This window comes from Pseudomonas ulcerans (assembly GCF_036324125.1).
Lineage (GTDB): Bacteria > Pseudomonadota > Gammaproteobacteria > Pseudomonadales > Pseudomonadaceae > Aquipseudomonas > Aquipseudomonas ulcerans.
Genome location: NZ_JAZDQN010000015.1, coordinates 94,769 through 111,734 on the forward strand (window position 1 = coordinate 94,769; position 16,966 = coordinate 111,734).

General features: G+C 67.2%; 9 protein-coding genes. All 9 read left to right on the forward strand.

What is annotated here, in order from left to right:
* Positions 1-48: 48 nt before the first annotated feature.
* The 9 genes from V0R59_RS15795 to pqqA all read left to right on the forward strand — a co-directional run bounded on the left by V0R59_RS15795 (position 49) and on the right by pqqA (position 16,872).
* Positions 49-4,494 carry an NEL-type E3 ubiquitin ligase domain-containing protein gene (locus V0R59_RS15795; RefSeq protein ID WP_330075192.1) on the forward strand — a complete coding sequence of 1,482 codons (4,446 nt, stop codon included), beginning with the start codon at positions 49-51 and terminating at the stop codon, positions 4,492-4,494.
* A gap of 141 nt (positions 4,495-4,635) precedes the next feature.
* A complete protein-coding gene (locus V0R59_RS15800) occupies positions 4,636-6,288 on the forward strand; it encodes an AMP-binding protein (protein WP_330075193.1) in 1,653 nt (550 codons plus the stop codon).
* An 11-nt stretch (positions 6,289-6,299) separates the two neighbouring features.
* On the forward strand, positions 6,300-7,067 hold the full coding sequence (locus tag V0R59_RS15805) for an SDR family NAD(P)-dependent oxidoreductase (protein WP_330075194.1): 768 nt from the start codon (positions 6,300-6,302) through the stop codon (positions 7,065-7,067).
* A 12-nt stretch (positions 7,068-7,079) separates the two neighbouring features.
* On the forward strand, positions 7,080-8,273 hold the full coding sequence (locus V0R59_RS15810; RefSeq protein WP_330075195.1) for an acetyl-CoA C-acyltransferase: 1,194 nt from the start codon (positions 7,080-7,082) through the stop codon (positions 8,271-8,273).
* Positions 8,274-8,281: 8 nt separating this feature from the next.
* Positions 8,282-9,409 (forward strand): acyl-CoA dehydrogenase, encoded by a 1,128-nt coding sequence (locus tag V0R59_RS15815; protein WP_330075196.1) that lies wholly within the window; start codon positions 8,282-8,284, stop codon positions 9,407-9,409.
* Positions 9,410-9,421: 12 nt separating this feature from the next.
* Positions 9,422-10,195, forward strand: coding sequence for an enoyl-CoA hydratase (locus tag V0R59_RS15820; RefSeq protein WP_330075197.1), 774 nt, complete (start codon positions 9,422-9,424; stop codon positions 10,193-10,195).
* Positions 10,196-10,487: 292 nt separating this feature from the next.
* Positions 10,488-15,032 carry a dermonecrotic toxin domain-containing protein gene (locus V0R59_RS15825; protein WP_330075198.1) on the forward strand — a complete coding sequence of 1,515 codons (4,545 nt, stop codon included), beginning with the start codon at positions 10,488-10,490 and terminating at the stop codon, positions 15,030-15,032.
* A 137-nt stretch (positions 15,033-15,169) separates the two neighbouring features.
* Positions 15,170-16,690, forward strand: a complete 1,521-nt coding sequence (exaC, locus tag V0R59_RS15830) for an acetaldehyde dehydrogenase ExaC (protein WP_330075199.1) — start codon at positions 15,170-15,172, stop codon at positions 16,688-16,690.
* A 110-nt stretch (positions 16,691-16,800) separates the two neighbouring features.
* Positions 16,801-16,872 (forward strand): pyrroloquinoline quinone precursor peptide PqqA, encoded by a 72-nt coding sequence (gene pqqA, locus V0R59_RS15835; RefSeq protein ID WP_009394664.1) that lies wholly within the window; start codon positions 16,801-16,803, stop codon positions 16,870-16,872.
* The last annotated feature ends 94 nt before the right edge of the window (positions 16,873-16,966 follow it).

Consider the following 16,966-nt stretch of genomic DNA (forward strand, 5'->3'; position numbering starts at 1 on the left):
CGCAAGGCTCCCTAGGCTGCCGGCTCTTCCAACCGAGGAGCCTCGCTCATGACCGAATCAGCCAACGACCGTGTGGCGCTCGACCGCTTCATCGCCAGCAATGCCCCTGACTGGCTCAAGGATGCCTCCCTCGAAGAACTGGACGCCCTGCGCGACAGCCTCGCCGAACACCACCGCTACCAAGGGCGGATCGGCGAGTTGCTGGCGCGCTTGCAGGCACCGGATGACTTCGCCCTGCCGCGCCTGGGCGAAGCCTTGGCCAGCCTTGGCTGCGACCCGCAGGCGCAAGGTGCGCTGTGGCGGGAAGTGCGCTTGCGCGTGGAGTTCTCACCCTTCAGGGTCACCGACGTCGACTTGCCCGTGTTTCGTCGCTATGCGGTGGACAGCGACCTGCTGCCGCGGCTGCTGCAGAACTTCACTGCCGAGCAGGCGAGCGCGAGCTACTACTACCCGGGCTCCGGCGTCGTCGAGACGGGCAAGCTGCTTGCCTGCGCGCCCGCGCAGGTGGCGGCGCTGTGCCGCGAGCTGGACCTGGGCGGGCATTACCAGACGCACCTGGACGAGGTGCTGACCCCGGCGGATGCCAACGCTAGCCAGCGGATCCTCGACCTGTTCGCCGATGATCGTCGCGCGACCCTGGTGACCCAGGCGCGTTGCGGTTATCTCAAGGGCGACATCGATGCCGCCGCGCTGCACTGGATAATCGCCTTCGTCGCCGGCAACCCCGGTCCGCTGCGCTGTTGCACCCTGCAGGTGCTGGGCTTCGACGTGCCCGGCGCGCTGCTCCTGGAGATCCCGGCGCAGGCCCCGGCACTGGCCGGGCAACTGCTGCTGCACCTGCCGGGTGATCCGCTCAAGCCGCTGCGGCAGTTCGCCTCGTGGGGCATGCTCAATGACGAGCTGGCCACCGACCTGCGCTACGAGCGCCACGTGGCGTTCTTCACTCGCCAGCTGGATCGCGACGATCGCCTGAGCTTCCTGGAAAAACTGCGCGCCTGCCTGGGAGAAAGCCGTCCGCAACTGCAGGCCCAGGGGCTGACCGTCGAGGGAGATCCATTCGCCCGCCTGGCACGCCGGCAGATCGAGCGGATCAAGGCCGATGCTGCCGCCTTGCTGGTACCGACCGCGACCATCGACCAGGCCGTGCACCGCCAGCGCGTGCAGGCGCTGGAGTCGGCCGGGCTGACCGTGGCCAGCATTCTTGCCTCGTTCATCCCCGGGGTGGGCGAACTGATGTTGGTAGGGCTGGTCAAGGACCTGCTCTCGGAGGTCTACGAAGGGGTGGTCGACTGGAGTCACGGCCAGCGCGAAGAGACCCTCGGGCATCTGATGGGGGTGGTCGGCAACGTTGCCCTCGGCGCGCTGATCGCCGCCGGCTCGACAGCGGCCCTGCGCGCGCTGCGCCGCAGCACCTTCGTCGATGGCTTGCTGCCGGTGAGTCGTGGCGACGGCACGGCACGCCTGGGTTCGCCCGTCCTCAGTCGCTTCCAGTTGCCACTGAGCCTGCCCGCGCCTGCCGTCGAGGATGGCTTGTCACAGATGCAGGGCCGGCATTGGTGGCGCTCCGGCACGCAGCTTTTCGAAGTGCGCCAGGACTCTACCAGCGACCGCTGGCGCCTGGTCCATCCCTCCCGGCCCGAGGCCTGGACACCGGAGTTGCTGGGCAATGACGACGGCGCCTGGTGGCACGTCGGCGAACATCCTCTGGAGTGGCAGGGCACCGCCTACCTGCTGCGCCGCCTCGGCTCGCGCAGCGCCGGGCTTTCCACCAGCGCCTGTGAACAGGTGGCGCTGATCTGTGGTTACGACGAAGCGCGTCTGCGTGGCCTGCTGGTAGAGCGCCGGGCGATGCCGGTGGCGCTGGTGCGGGTATTGGCGGATTTCCGTCTGCAGGCGCGTATCGGCCGGTTTTTCGCGCAACTGGCCGAGGGCGTCGCAGCGCAGCAGCTGGATCAGGATCTGCTGGGCATGGTGCGCCACCTGGCCCCCCCGGCGCCTGGCGTGGTCGACGAGGCCCTCGCCTGGCAGGCCGATGTCCATGCGTTGGGCATTGCGCTGTTCGAGCGCAGCGCCCGGACCTCGCTGACAACCCTGGATGCTGGAGGGCTGCGCCTGCAACGGGCGTTTCCCGGCCTGCCCGAGCCGTTCGTCGAGGCGTTGTGCGAGGCAGCCGAGGTCAGCGAACGCAGCGATGGTCGTATTCCCCTGGCGCTGCAGGAACAGGCCCGCGACACCCTGCGCGAGGTGCGTGTGCTCGAAGCACTGGAAGGCCTGTACCTCGACGCTCGGTGCGCGGGCGATACGGTGCGGATGGTGTTTTCCCTGTTCCGCCAATCGCCGCGCTGGCCGCAGGGCCTTTCCTTCGAATTGCGCGAAGGCACGTTCGACGGGCCTGTACTGGAGCGTCTGCTGCCGCTCGCGCAAGTCTGCGAAATACGCGTACTGGTGGGGAGCAGGGGATGTTTCGCCGCATTCGACGGGCAGGGCGGGGCGCTGGGTGGTGCTTCGGTCAGTCTGTTCCAGGCCCTGGTCGATGGTCTCGGTGCGGCCCATTGCGCGAGCCTGGGCGTGGCCGGCGACGAGCCGGCGACACTTCTACGCACCCTGTTGCGCGAAGCGGCCGGCGCCGACCGCGAGCGCTTGCCGGGCCTGCTCGGCATGAGCGTCGGCCCGCGTTTTTTCCGCGCCCCGCAACGCTTTGTCGATGGCCGCCTGGGCTATCCCCTCAGTGGTCGCGGAACAGGCGTGCGAACCCTGACCGGCATGGTGCGCAGCCTGTATCCGGGCTTCAACGACCTGGAGGCCAGCGTCTGGCTGGATGAGCTGCATCAACGCCACGGTGACCCGATGGCCGAACTGTTGCGCCTGCAGGACAGCCTGCGCACCCTGGAGCGCATCCTTGCCCGTTGGCAGCAGGAAACCACCGTGAGCGCACGCCCCGCGCGCCGCCGGGTCGCCGATGAAATACGCCGCTGCTGGTGCCGGCAGACCCCGCCGGTGTGCGATGTCGACGGACGCGTCATCGGCTATCGCCTGCGCCTGGGCCGGACCTTCGTCGGTGACCTGCCCGAACTGCCGGAGTCGGTGGATTTTGCCCATGTGGTCGATCTTGTCCTGTCCGGCTCCGGGCAGTGGCGGCGGGTCGATGGTTTCCTGCGGCGCTTTCCCGGCCTGCGCTGGCTCGACCTCGGGCAGAACGGCTGCAGCGAGATCCCGGCGGCCTTGGGAAACATGTCGCAGTTGCAGGAGTTGTACCTGGACGGCAACGACATCCACCTCAGCCTTGCCGGCCAGGCCACGCTGTCCACCCTGACACGGCTGGAAGTGCTCAACCTTGACCGCAGCCCGCTGGGGCGCGTGCCCGATGTCAGCCGTTTGCCGCGCCTGCGTCGCCTGAGCCTGCGCGGTACGGGGATCCGCAGCTTGCCGGAGGGCCTGATCGGCCGGCCGTTCCTGGAGCTGGCCGACCTGCGTGGCAACCAGTTGACCCTGCTGCCGGAGGCGTTCTTCGACGCACCGGCGCGGATTCGCAGCGCCACGGTGCTGTTCGGCAACCCGTTGCGTCGCGAGGTGCGCGAGCGCCTCTGGCAGGCCGGCGAGGCGGACGGCCTGGCCGCCGCAGCCCAGGAGTCGGATGGCGTGCGCGAGCAATGGCTGGCCGGCATGCAGGACGGTCTGCTGCGCGAGCGCGACGAGCAGTGGCAAAGCCTGCGTGGCGAGCCGGGCTCCCAGGCGTTCTTCAGCCTGCTCGGCAATCTGCTTGACACCGCCGAATATCGCCTGGCGCCGGCGCACCTGCAGGAGCGGGTGTGGCAGATGGTCGGGGCGGCGGTGGAGAGCAGCGTGCTGCGCGAGTCGCTGTTCGAACTGGCCAGCGCGCCGACCACCTGCGTCGACAGCGTGTCGTCCGCCTTCAGCGTGCTGGATGTGCGTCTGCAGGTGAGCCTGGCCCGGACCCGCGTGCCGGACGGCGACCAGGGCGCGGCGCTGCTGGCCTTCGCCCGGCGCCTGTTCCGCCTGGATCGGCTCGAGCAGCACGCGCGCCAGATCATCACCCAGCGCCAGTTGGCCGGGCAGGTGGTCGACGAAGTGGAAGTGAGCCTGGCCTTTCGCGTGCGTCTTGCCGATCAGCTGGCCTTGCCCGGGCAACCGCGGTACATGCAGTTCGGCGATATCGCGGCAGTCAGCGACGACGACCTCCAGGCGGCGAAACAGGCGGTCGACACCGCCGAGGCGAGTCCGGCTCTGGCCGAATTCATCGCCCGCCAGGATTTCTGGCTCGACTACCTGCGCGGGCAGCACGCTGTGGACTTCCGGCGCGTCGAAGCGCAGTTCTGGGACCGCCTTGAAAGGCTGTGCGAACAGCAGGCGCAGTTGACGGAGGGGGACTACCTGCAGCGCATGAACCAGCTTGGCGCAGCGCGCGAGACGGCCCTGCACGAGCAGGCCCGGAGCCTGACCGAAACGGCGCTGGCAACCCTTCAGGACCCTTGACCCAGACACCGCCCCGGCGCGGCCAATGGCCAAACCAGTCATCCAGATTGACAGCTTTGACCATTGCCGCAGGGCGGTACCGGGGCGACTATTTCCAGACCTTCGAATTCCTTCCAAAAATAACAACGGGGAGTCTGGCGAATGCGTGACTACAGCGCGGCGGCACATACCTTCAATTATCCGCAGGCGGCCGAGGCGGCCCTGGCCGGCAGCCTCGCGGCGCTCAATGCCTGCGTCGAATGCTGCGACCGGCATGCCGATGGCGATGCGGTCGCGCTGTATTGGGAAGGGCGTGACGGGCAGTCTGCCAGCTACCGTTTCAGCGAGTTGCGCGAGCGCGCCGCACGTTTTGCCAATGTCCTCGCGGCATTGGGCGTCGGCCCTGGCGACCGGGTGGCCGGCCTGCTGCCGCGTACCGCCGAATTGCTGGTCACCGTGCTCGCCACCTGGCGCCTCGGTGCCGTCTACCAGCCGCTGTTCACCGCCTTCGGGCCCAAGGCCATCGAACACCGCGTGCATGCGTCCGGGGCCAAGGTGGTGGTCACCGAGCCGCACAACCGGGCCAAGCTGGATGACGTCGAGCATTGCCCGGCCATCGTCTGCGTCGACGCCCGCCAGGGCAGCGGCGACCTGGATTTCCACACCGCACTGAAGGCTGCCGCGCCCGAGCGCGAACCCGTGCTGTTGCCGGGCGAGGCGCCGTTCCTGCTGATGTTCACCTCCGGCACCACCGGCCCGGCCAAGCCGCTGGAAGTGCCGCTGCGCGCCATCGTTGCCTTCCAGGGCTACATGCGCGACGCCGTCGACCTGCGTGCCGAGGATGCCTTCTGGAACCTCGCCGACCCGGGCTGGGCCTACGGCCTGTACTACGCGGTGACCGGGCCGCTGTCCCTGGGGCACGCCACCACCTTCTTCGATGGTCCGTTCAGCGTGGAAAGTACCTGCCGGGTGATCGACAAGTACGGCATCACCAACCTTGCCGGATCGCCCACCGCCTTCCGCCTGCTGATCGCCGCCGGCGAGGCGTTTTCCGCACCGGTCCGGGGTCGCCTGCGGGCGGTCAGCAGTGCCGGCGAGCCGCTCAACCCGGAAGTGATCCGCTGGTTCCGCGAGGAGCTGGACGTGACCATCCACGACCACTACGGGCAGACCGAGCTGGGCATGGTCCTGTGCAACCATCATGGCCTCGCGCATCCGGTGAACCCGGGCTCGGCCGGCTACGCCATTCCCGGCCACCGCATCGTCGTGCTCGACGAGCAACACCAGGAACTGCCCGCCGGCCGGCCGGGCATCCTCGCGGTGGACCGCGAGCAGTCGCCGCTGTGCTGGTTCGGCGGCTATCACGGCCTGCCGACCCGGTCCTTCGCCGGCAAGTACTACCTCAGCGGCGACACCGTCGAACTGAACCAGGACGGCAGCATCAGCTTCGTCGGACGCAGCGACGACGTGATCACCACCTCCGGCTACCGGGTCGGTCCGTTCGACGTGGAAAGCGCCCTGATCGAACACCCGGCGGTGGTCGAGGCGGCGGTGATCGGCAAGCCGGACCCGGAGCGCACCGAGCTGATCAAGGCGTTCGTCGTCCTCGGCACCAGCCACGCCGGCAACGACGACCTCGCCGAAACCCTGCGCCAGCACGTGCGCCAGCGCCTCTATGCCCACGCCTACCCGCGTGAAATCGAATTCGTCAGCGAGTTGCCCAAGACCCCGAGCGGCAAGCTGCAACGCTTCATCCTGCGCAACCAGGAAATCGCCCTTCAACAACAAGCGCACGCCCACAAGGCCAGCGCCTGAGGAACCACAGCATGCAGATCGCCAACCATAACTTCATCGTCAGCGGCGCGGCTTCCGGCCTTGGTGCCGCCACCGCGCAAATGCTCATCGAGGCCGGCGCCCGGGTGATGCTGGTCGACCTCAATGCCGACGCCGTCGCGGCCAAGGCCGCCGCCCTCGGCGAGCAGGCGCGTTTCGCCGTCGCCGACATCAGCGACGAAGCCGCCGCCAAGGCTGCCGTGGATGCCGCCGTGGCCGCCTTCGGCAGCCTGCACGGGCTGGTCAACTGCGCCGGCATCGTCGGTGCCGAGAAGGTCCTGGGCAAGAACGGCCCTCATGGCCTGGACAGCTTCAGCCGGGTGATCAACGTCAACCTGATCGGCAGCTTCAACCTGCTGCGCCTGGCCGCCGCAGCCATGGCCGAAGGCAGCGCGTCGGAGCAGGGCGAGCGCGGGGTGATCATCAACACCGCGTCCATCGCTGCCTTCGACGGCCAGATCGGCCAGGCTGCCTACGCCGCGTCCAAGGGCGCCATCGCCAGCCTGACCCTGCCGGCCGCCCGTGAACTGGCGCGCTTCGGCATCCGCGTGATGACCATCGCCCCCGGCATCTTCGAGACCCCGATGATGGCCGGCATGACCGACGAAGTCCGCGCCTCGCTGTCCGCCGGGGTGCCGTTCCCGCCACGCCTGGGCCGTCCGGACGAGTACGCCGCGCTGGCCCGCCACATCATCGAGAACAGCATGCTCAACGGCGAGACCATTCGTCTCGACGGTGCCCTGCGCATGGCTGCCAAGTAAGGAGAGACACAGATGAGCCTCGTCAACGATCCGATCGTCATCGTCAGCGCCGTGCGCACGCCCATGGGTGGTTTGCAGGGCGACCTCAAGAGCCTGACCGCGCCGCAACTGGGCGCCGCCGCGATCCGTGCCGCCGTCGAGCGCGCCGGTGTCGCCCCGGCCAGCGTCGAGCAGGTGCTGTTTGGCTGCGTGCTGCCCGCCGGCCTCGGCCAGGCCCCGGCCCGCCAGGCGGCGCTGGGCGCCGGGCTGGACAAAGGCACCACCTGCACCACCCTGAACAAGATGTGCGGCTCCGGCATGCAGGCGGCGATCATGGCCCACGACCTGCTGCTGGCCGGCAGCGCAGAGGTGGTGGTGGCCGGCGGCATGGAAAGCATGTCCAACGCCCCGTACCTGCTGGACAAGGCCCGCAGCGGCTACCGCATGGGCCATGGCCGGATCATCGACCACATGTTCCTCGACGGCCTCGAAGACGCCTACGACAAGGGCCGCCTGATGGGCACCTTCGCCGAGGACTGCGCCGAGGCCAACGGTTTCAGTCGCCAGGCCCAGGACGACTTCGCCATCGCCTCGCTGACCCGTGCCCAGCAGGCGATCAAGGACGGCAGCTTCGCCGCCGAGATCGTTCCGGTGGAAGTCACCGTGGGCAAGGAAAAGGTACTGATCAGCGATGACGAACAGCCGCCCAAGGCGCGCTTGGACAAGATCCCGCAGCTCAAGCCGGCATTCCGCGACGGCGGCACCGTGACGGCGGCCAACGCCAGTTCGATCTCCGACGGCGCTGCGGCACTGGTCCTGATGCGCCAGTCCCGTGCCGCGCAACTGGGCCTCAAGCCGCTGGCGGTGATCCACGGCCATTCGGCCTTCGCCGACACCCCGGCACTGTTCCCCACCGCACCGATCGGCGCCATCGAGAAGCTGATGAAGCGCACCGGCTGGAACCTGGCGGACGTCGACCTCTTCGAGATCAACGAAGCCTTTGCCGTGGTCACCCTGGCGGCCATGCACAAGCTGGAACTGCCCCACGACAAGGTCAACGTGCACGGCGGTGCCTGCGCCCTGGGCCACCCGATCGGTGCGTCCGGTGCACGGATCCTGGTGACCCTGCTCTCGGCCCTGCGCCAGAAGGGCAAGCGCCGCGGCGTGGCGGCGATCTGCATTGGCGGTGGCGAGGCCACGGCCATGGCTGTCGAATTGCTGGACTGAGGTGAATCATGCTGGTCAACGATGAGCAACAACAGATCGCCGACGCCGCCCGCCAGTTCGCCCAGGAGCGCCTGCGCCCCTTCGCCGAGCAGTGGAGCCGTGAGCACCGTTTCCCCAAGGAGGCCATGGCCGAGATGGCCGACATGGGCTTCTTCGGCATGCTGGTGCCGGAGCAGTGGGGCGGTTGCGACACCGGTTACCTGGCCTACGCCATGGCCCTGGAGGAAGTGGCCGCCGGTGACGGCGCCTGCTCCACCATCATGAGCGTGCACAACTCGGTGGGCTGCGTGCCGATCCTCAAGTTCGGCAACGACGAGCAGAAGGCCCGCTTCCTCACCCCGCTGGCCAGTGGCGCCATGCTCGGCGCCTTCGCCCTCACCGAGCCCCAGGCCGGTTCCGATGCCAGCAGCCTGAAGACCCGCGCCCGCCGCGACGGCGACCACTACGTGATCAATGGCTGCAAGCAGTTCATCACCTCCGGCAGCAATGCCGGGCTGGTGATCGTCTTCGCCGTCACCGACCCGGCGGCGGGCAAGCGTGGCATCACCGCGTTCCTGGTACCGACCGACAGCCCGGGCTACCAGGTGGCGCGGGTCGAGGACAAGCTCGGCCAGCATGCGTCGGATACCTGCCAGATTGTCTTCGACGACGTGCGTGTGCCGCTCGCCAACCGCCTGGGCGAGGAGGGTGAGGGCTACAAGATCGCGCTGGCCAACCTGGAAGGCGGGCGCATCGGCATCGCCGCGCAATCGGTGGGCATGGCTCGCGCCGCCTTTGAGGTGGCCCGGGATTATGCCCGCGAGCGCGAAAGCTTCGGCAAGCCGCTGATCGAGCACCAGGCCGTGGCCTTCCGCCTGGCGGACATGGCCACGAAGATCGCCGTGGCCCGGCAGATGGTCCATCACGCCGCGGCATTGCGCGATGCCGGGCGCGCAGCGCTGGTGGAGGCCTCCATGGCGAAGCTTTTCGCCTCGGAAATGGCCGAAAAGGTCTGCTCGGACGCCTTGCAGACCCTGGGCGGATATGGCTATCTGAGCGACTTCCCGCTGGAGCGGATCTACCGCGACGTGCGGGTCTGCCAGATCTACGAAGGCACCAGCGACATTCAGCGCATGGTCATTGCGCGCAATCTTTGAAGGGAGCAGCTCATGACGTACGAAACCATCCTCGTCGAAAACCGTGACCGGGTCTGCCTGGTCACCCTGAACCGGCCCCAGGCGCTCAACGCGCTGAACCGCCAGATCATCGGCGAGCTGAACCAGGTGCTGGACGCCTGCGAGGCCGATGCCAACATCGGCTGCATCGTCATCACCGGTTCCGCCAAGGCCTTCGCCGCCGGTGCCGACATCAAGGAAATGGCCGAGCTGCAATACCCGCAGCTCTATGTCGACGATCTGTTCAGCGACTGTGACCGCGTGGCCAACCGGCGCAAGCCGATCATCGCCGCGGTATCCGGCTTCGCCCTGGGCGGTGGCTGCGAACTGGCGCTGATGTGCGATTTCATCCTCGCGGCCGACAACGCCAAGTTTGGCCAGCCCGAGATCAACCTCGGCGTGTTGCCGGGCATGGGCGGCACCCAGCGCCTGACCCGGGCGGTGGGCAAGGCCAAGGCCATGGAACTGTGCCTGACCGGGCGCCTGATGGGCGCCGAGGAAGCCGAGCGCGCCGGCGTGGTGGCGCGTATCGTGCCGCAGGCGGAGCTGGTCGAGGAAGCGCTGAAGGTGGCTGCGGTGATCGCCAGCAAGTCGATCCCGGTGTCGATGATGGTCAAGGAGTCGGTGAACCGCGCCTTCGAGGTCAGCCTGGCCGAAGGCGTGCGCTTCGAGCGCCGGGTGTTCCACGCCGCCTTCGCCACCCATGACCAGAAGGAAGGCATGGCCGCGTTCATCGCCAAGCGCGAGGCGCAGTTCAAGGATTGCTGATATCCCGGTGACCAGGTCTCGTCGCTGCATGGGTATCTATAGATCTCAGTTAGATTGAGAGAGCGACGCGGACCCTGTGGGAGCTGGCTTGCCAGCGATGACGTCGGTGAATTCACTACTGCAATCGCTGGCAAGCCAGCTCCCACAAGTTTCGCGTCGCTCTCTCAACCTCAGTTCTTTCTGCTTGGCTGAGATCTGTAGATACCCACGCCCCTCCCAGCAAGATGTACCGCCAGCGCCGAACGGGGCAGCGCTGAAATGCTGCTTCCATTCTCCACAAGGAAGCGCAGCCATGACCCCCACCCCCTCGCCCCTGGGCCAACTGGCCCTCGATTCGCCTTTCTGCGGCCCCATCGCCCGGCGTTTCGCCCGGCGCCCGTCGTTGCGCGACGTGGCCTGGTGCCTGATCTTCGAGCAATGCTTCCTGCGCGGCCTGACCGAACCCGATCCTTCGGCGCTGCTGCTGTATCGCACCGACGCGGCGGGCAACCGGCATGTCGAGGAACTGGCCGATGTGCTGGTCGACTGCCATGCCCAAGGCCGCGTGCTGAGCCTGGACGCCGATACCGACTACCTGAGCTTCTACAAGGGCGCGGAAACGCCTTTTCGCAGCAAGGTTCCGATCGCCGAGATGCAGGCGCTGATCAACGAGAGTGCCCGCTACCTGCTGTCGGCCTATCAGCAGGCGTTGTACGAGTACTGGAATTTCGCCCCCGATGGCGAGGGCAGCCCGTTGCTGTGGCTGGCCGGCCATCTGCAGCAGCAATATGGCCAGGTGCTGAACGCGTCGTTCGCCAATGGCAGCCTGGACAGCCTGGAAGCTGCGACGGCACGGGTGATCGCCAGCTTCCCGCTGGCCAGTGAACGGGCCCTGCTGAACAACCTGGTCGAGGTCAAGGTCAGCCTGCTCGGCCAGGTCCCCTGCGTCGGGCAGGGGCTGGATCCGCAACTGTCCAGCGCGATCCTGCTCGAACGCGAAGTGCCGCAGTTGCAGCGCAGCATGGCCCTGCTGTTCACCCTGAGCGGCGCCCTGTATCGCTTCGGCTCGCGCAATGCCCTGGGTGGCACGCTGGTGGGACGTTGCGCGGGTGAATCCTCGCCGCGGTCCCTGTACCAGTACAGCGCGCCGGGTTCGGTATTCATCGACCAGGCGTTGCTGTTGCGCGAGCAGCAGCAGGACCTGATCGGTGCCCTGGTACGCCTGCCGGTGCTGGCGGGGATGACCGCCGCACAGTCGTTGCAGGTGCGCCTGGACCAGGCCAGTTCGCTGCTGGAGCTGTGCCAGGCCAGCCAGCGGGAAATCCGCCGGCGCTTCCGCCTGCAGTTGCCGGACTGGCTGCACCGGGCCGGCGAAGAGCAGCGTCGTGACTATGCCGCACGCTTGATGCGCCTGGCCTGGATACAGCGCGATGGCGAGGACAAGTCATTCCTCGATGGCGTACCCGACGCCATTGAATTCGCCAGGGAGCAGCTGCTCGACGCCATGCGCAAGGACCACCCCCATGACCCGTTGCCCGACCTGGACGACCTGGAACTGGTCAACAGGCAGGTCAGTGCAGCCGCCGGCGGTAGTGGCGGCAACGTGATCGTGACGGGTGAAGAGCACACCGTGCGCCTGACGCCGATGCAGTTTGCCCTGGGCAACCTGGCGTTGCTGCAGGCCGGCACCGTCACCTTGCACAGCCGCTCTGGAGCGACCCTGCCGGGTTGGCTGACGGTCGACTACCTGAAGGCCGTGGTGGCCCGCCAGGATGTCGGTGGTCGCTATCCGTCGCTGTTGCAGCGCCACCTCCTGGACGATGCCAGCGAGCGCGAAACACGCCAGCGCCGCTTTGCCAGGCAGATCCGCGAGCAGGTGCCGCTGCTGGCCCTGGAGATGCGCTTGCGCGACCCCGCTGCCCTCAGCGCCGAAAGCCTTGCCCGAGTGGACAGTCTGTTTCGCCCGGGATTGCCGGCGCAGGTGGCATTGCGCCCGCTGTCGTTCATCGCCAGGTCCGGGGCCAGCGCAGATGTCGCGGTCAATGCCTGGCTGATCGAGGCGCCGCGGATCGGCGAAGGTCCTTGCTTGCTGTATCGCCCGATACACCGCGAGCCGTTGCGCGAATTCGCCAGTCGCGAGGCCTTCTTCAAGGCCCTGTGCGAGCCCGGCGCGCTGCAGGACGATATCCTCCAGCGCCTGCCCCGGGCCCGCCAGGCGGTCTATGCCCACGGTGGTTTTGCCGAACCCCATATCGTGCGTTTCTTCCCGGGCGACGAGTTTTCCATGATCAGCGTCCCGGCCCTGGCCAAGCTTGGCGAGGCGAGCCTGGACGGTGATGTGGTGCTGCATTTGTACGAGGCCTGTGCCCGCGAACTGATCGAGCGGGCGCAGCGGGAAACCCTGTCTACCCAGGCCAGTCGCTGGCTGGGCTACCAGGAGTTGGGCTGGCTGATGCTCAACACCGTGCTGCCGTTCTTCAATGGCCCGCTGGTCAAGGCGGCGTGGATGCTGCCGCTGTTCGCCAGCTTGCGCACCGTGCTGGCCGACTCCCAGGACGCCGGGCACACGAGCGAGTTGCCGCAACTGTTGCTGAGCCTGGCGCTGTTGTTGCTGCCGGAACGTGAATCCGTCCTGCAACGGGAAACCACCTTGCCGCCGGTGGCGGGCGGCAGCGAGGCGCCGCGCATCGAGCCGGCCAGGGTCGAATTGCCGCAGCCGCCGGCCTGGTCCGGGTTCGGCTGGGGCAGCACCGGGCTCACCGCTGTCCAGCGTACAGCGCTGGCCAGCTTCAGCCGCGAATTGACCACGGAGCAACTGGGCACGCCGCAGACCGAGGGGCAGTACCAGGGGCTCTATCACTACCAGCAGCAGTGGTGGGCGTCGATCGACGGAGTGATCTACCTCTTGTCCTTTACCGAAGATGGCCCCCGGCTGGTCGATGCTGCAGGCAAACCGGGGCCTTGGGTGCGCAACAGTGGCGCCGGGACCTGGCAGCTGGATTTCGGCCTGCGCCTGCGTGGCGGCATGCCGGCCAACCGGCGGATCGCGCAATTGCGCGAAAGCAATCGGCAACGCGTCGTCCAGCTGGAGGAAAACCATGCCCGCTTGCTGGCGCGGCGGATGGCGTCCAGCGACCAGGTCCAGGCCGATCTGGAGGAGGCCGCGCGTCAGCAATACCCGACCCAGGAGCACTTGCAGATCTATGCCGGCCACCTGCGCGAGCAGGATCGGGTGCTGGTGGAGTTCGACGACAACCTGTGCCAGTTGCAGCAGCTCAAGCCGGTGCCGGAGTTCAAGCGCATGCACGCCCGCAACCTCTACGACCGGGCCGGGACACAGGGCCAACTGTCCTATGTCCTGCATTCCCTGTTCAGCGACAACCAGGTGATCATGCGCGATATGCGCCCGGCGTCTTCGCCGCAGGAAGAGCAGACGCCGGAGCATGTCGAGCGGTTCCAGCGCATGATGGAGGCCTGCCGCAAGGCCAAGGAGGAGGTGGAAGGCCTGATTGCCTGCCACCAGGTGATCGCCGAGATGGGCCGGCTGTTGCGCGAGATTCTGCCGGGCGGCCCGGAACTGGCGGACAAGACCGTGAAGCTGCTGCAGGACGAACCCAGCCTGCGCTCGTGGAAATCGGTGGACCTGAGCCTGCGTGCGGCGACCATCCTCGATATCGAGCAGAGCAGCGACTACATGGTGCTCTACCGTGCATTGCTGGCGGCGCGCACCGGCTTGAGCATGCGTGATGCCCTGGACGGCAAGGAAGCCTTCAGTGAATCCGAGCAGGTGGAGATTCTCGACAGCGTGGTCAGCCGCCTTGGCATGGCGCTGGACACCTCGCGCCTGTATCAGGCGCTGCCGCGCCGGGCCGGTGGCGCAGAACTTCTCGATGCGTTCATCCAGATCCTCGAATCGCTGCAACGCGAAGCCCAGGACGAGCTGGCCGCGCGCTTGCAGATGCTGCCAGGCCAGAGCGAGCCGGCGGCGAAGCCGGCCAGGCGCAAGCAGGTCCTGATCCGCACCCGCCATCGCGGCGTGGTGGTCGGAGCGCGGCGCAAGGCCGAAGGGGGCCGACCGGAGACCGTGGTGGTGGTCGACCCCATCGACAACACGGAACTGGCCAGCTACGAGGAAAGCGCCGAGCCGGGCGTCTGGCAGCCGGTCGCGGAAACCCGGGCGGAGCCGCCAGCCCCGACGCCGGCGAGCCTGGCGACCCTGCTCAAGCGTTCCACAGCGCTGCTCAATAATGCCGAGCGGCGCATTGCCAAGGTACGCAGCCAGGCGAAAACCGCCACTGTCGGCGCCGATATCGAGGACATCCTGATCTACGAAGCGCGCCCCCTGGATGCCCTGGTGCAACAGATCCAGGAGGCGCTGACCCGGGAAAACGCCACTGAAGACAGCGTCGACGGGGCAAGTGCGGCGCGCCAGTGCGCGGCGCTGACCGCCAAGGCCCTGTCGATGCGTGAGGAAGGCCGGCGCTTGCGCGTGGCGATCCTGAAGAAGCAGGCGCCTACGGTGGGGCATGTGTCCTGGCTGCTCGACCAGCATGAGATCAGCATCGCCCGGGAAGGCGAGCGGGTCGCCCTGGCCAGGCGCAAGGGCTTTCCCCAGGACTACCTGCAAGAGTTCGTGATCCGCGACAAGGACGGCACGCCGCTGTGGTACGCGCACTTCCACTACGCCAGTGCCGATGGGCTGGACGCCGAGTTCAGCGCTGCCCACCTCAAGACCCGCGAGCAACGCTATGACCGCGGCCCGCAGGTGGTCGCCGCGCAGAGCAACCAGGCGATCATCGAGGTGTATCGCAGCCGGATCGACAAGGGCAGTGCGCTGAAGTTGTTCCTGACCCTGTAGACCCAGCAGGCGAGGCCCTACTACCAAATGAGTAGGGCTTCCCTGCCAAGGGCCGATTCGTTGCTCCGTTGTGGCTGACTAAGATCCAGTCACTGCCCGTCATCCACGACGGGCGCCGTTCAGCAGAGGCCTACCCCATGATCTACGCAGCTCCCGGCAGCCCGGATGCCATCGTTTCCTTCAAACCGCGCTACGGCAACTACATCGGTGGCGAGTTCGTCCAGCCGCTGAGCGGCCAGTACTTCAGCAACACTTCGCCGGTCAACGGCCAGACCATCGCCGAGTTCCCGCGCTCCAACGCTGCCGACGTCGACAAGGCCCTCGACGCCGCCCACGCTGCCGCCGACGCCTGGGGCCGCACCTCGGTGCAGGACCGCTCGAACATCCTGCTGAAGATCGCCGACCGCATCGAACAGAACCTCGAAGTGCTGGCCCTGGCCGAGACCTGGGACAACGGCAAGGCCATCCGCGAGACCCTCAACGCCGACGTGCCGCTGGCCGCCGACCATTTCCGCTACTTCGCCGGCTGCATCCGCGCCCAGGAAGGCAGCGCCGCGGAGATCAACGACAACACCGCCGCCTACCACTTCCACGAGCCGCTGGGCGTGGTCGGGCAGATCATCCCGTGGAACTTCCCGCTGCTGATGGCCGCCTGGAAACTCGCCCCGGCCCTGGCTGCCGGCAATTGCATCGTGCTCAAGCCGGCCGAGCAGACGCCGCTGTCGATCACCGTGTTCGTCGAGCTGGTGGGCGACCTGCTGCCGCCGGGCGTGCTGAACATCGTCCAGGGCTTCGGTCGCGAAGCCGGCGAGGCGCTGGCCACCAGCAAGCGCATTGCCAAGATCGCCTTCACCGGCTCGACCCCGGTGGGTTCGCACATCATGAAATGCGCGGCGGAGAACATCATTCCGTCCACCGTCGAGCTGGGCGGCAAGTCGCCGAACATCTTCTTCGAAGACATCATGCAGGCCGAGCCATCCTTCATCGAGAAGGCCGCCGAAGGCCTGGTGCTGGCTTTCTTCAACCAGGGCGAGGTGTGCACCTGCCCGTCCCGTGCCCTTGTGCAGGAGTCGATCTACCCGCAGTTCATGCAAGAGGTACTGAAGAAGGTCAAGCAGATCAAGCGCGGCAACCCGCTGGACACCGAGACCATGGTCGGTGCCCAGGCGTCCGAGCAGCAGTACGACAAGATCCTTTCCTACCTGCAGATCGCCCGCGACGAAGGCGCCGAGATCCTCACCGGCGGCAACGCCGAGCAACTGGCCGGTGACCTGTCCAGCGGCTACTACATCCAGCCGACCCTGCTCAAGGGCCACAACGGCATGCGCGTGTTCCAGGAGGAGATCTTCGGCCCGGTGGTCGGCGTCACCACTTTCAAGGACGAAGCCGAAGCCCTGGCCATCGCCAACGACACCGAGTTCGGCCTGGGTGCCGGCGTGTGGACCCGTGACATCAACCGTGCCTACCGCATGGGTCGCGGGATCAAGGCCGGTCGCGTCTGGACCAACTGCTACCACCTGTACCCGGCTCACGCTGCGTTCGGTGGCTACAAGAAATCCGGTGTCGGTCGCGAGACGCACAAGATGATGCTCGACCACTACCAGCAGACCAAGAACCTGCTGGTGAGCTACGACATCAATCCGCTGGGCTTCTTCTGATTGCCCGGATAGATGCAGCAAAACGCTTCCAAAGTAGCATTCGACCCGCACCGGAAACGGTGTATCACTAGACGCACCGCCAACCTGCGGTGCCAGAAGAGGATGGACCTATGTGGAAAAAGCCTGCGTTCACTGACCTGCGTATCGGTTTCGAAGTGACCATGTACTTCGCCAACCGTTGACCCCTCTGGCGCCGGCCGGTTCTCCAGCGGCCGGCGCTGCTTCTCGATGGTCGCATTGCATTCCCCCCTCTTTGCTTTAGGCTGGCGCTAACTT

What these genes read in the sequence shown, in the direction of transcription:
- V0R59_RS15795 (WP_330075192.1), top strand. Translation starts at nt 49, where the DNA reads ATGACCGAATCAGCCAACGACCGTGTGGCGCTCGACCGCTTCATCGCC.
- V0R59_RS15800 (WP_330075193.1), top strand. Translation starts at nt 4,636, where the DNA reads ATGCGTGACTACAGCGCGGCGGCACATACCTTCAATTATCCGCAGGCG.
- V0R59_RS15805 (WP_330075194.1), top strand. Translation starts at nt 6,300, where the DNA reads ATGCAGATCGCCAACCATAACTTCATCGTCAGCGGCGCGGCTTCCGGC.
- V0R59_RS15810 (WP_330075195.1), top strand. Translation starts at nt 7,080, where the DNA reads ATGAGCCTCGTCAACGATCCGATCGTCATCGTCAGCGCCGTGCGCACG.
- V0R59_RS15815 (WP_330075196.1), top strand. Translation starts at nt 8,282, where the DNA reads ATGCTGGTCAACGATGAGCAACAACAGATCGCCGACGCCGCCCGCCAG.
- V0R59_RS15820 (WP_330075197.1), top strand. Translation starts at nt 9,422, where the DNA reads ATGACGTACGAAACCATCCTCGTCGAAAACCGTGACCGGGTCTGCCTG.
- V0R59_RS15825 (WP_330075198.1), top strand. Translation starts at nt 10,488, where the DNA reads ATGACCCCCACCCCCTCGCCCCTGGGCCAACTGGCCCTCGATTCGCCT.
- exaC (WP_330075199.1), top strand. Translation starts at nt 15,170, where the DNA reads ATGATCTACGCAGCTCCCGGCAGCCCGGATGCCATCGTTTCCTTCAAA.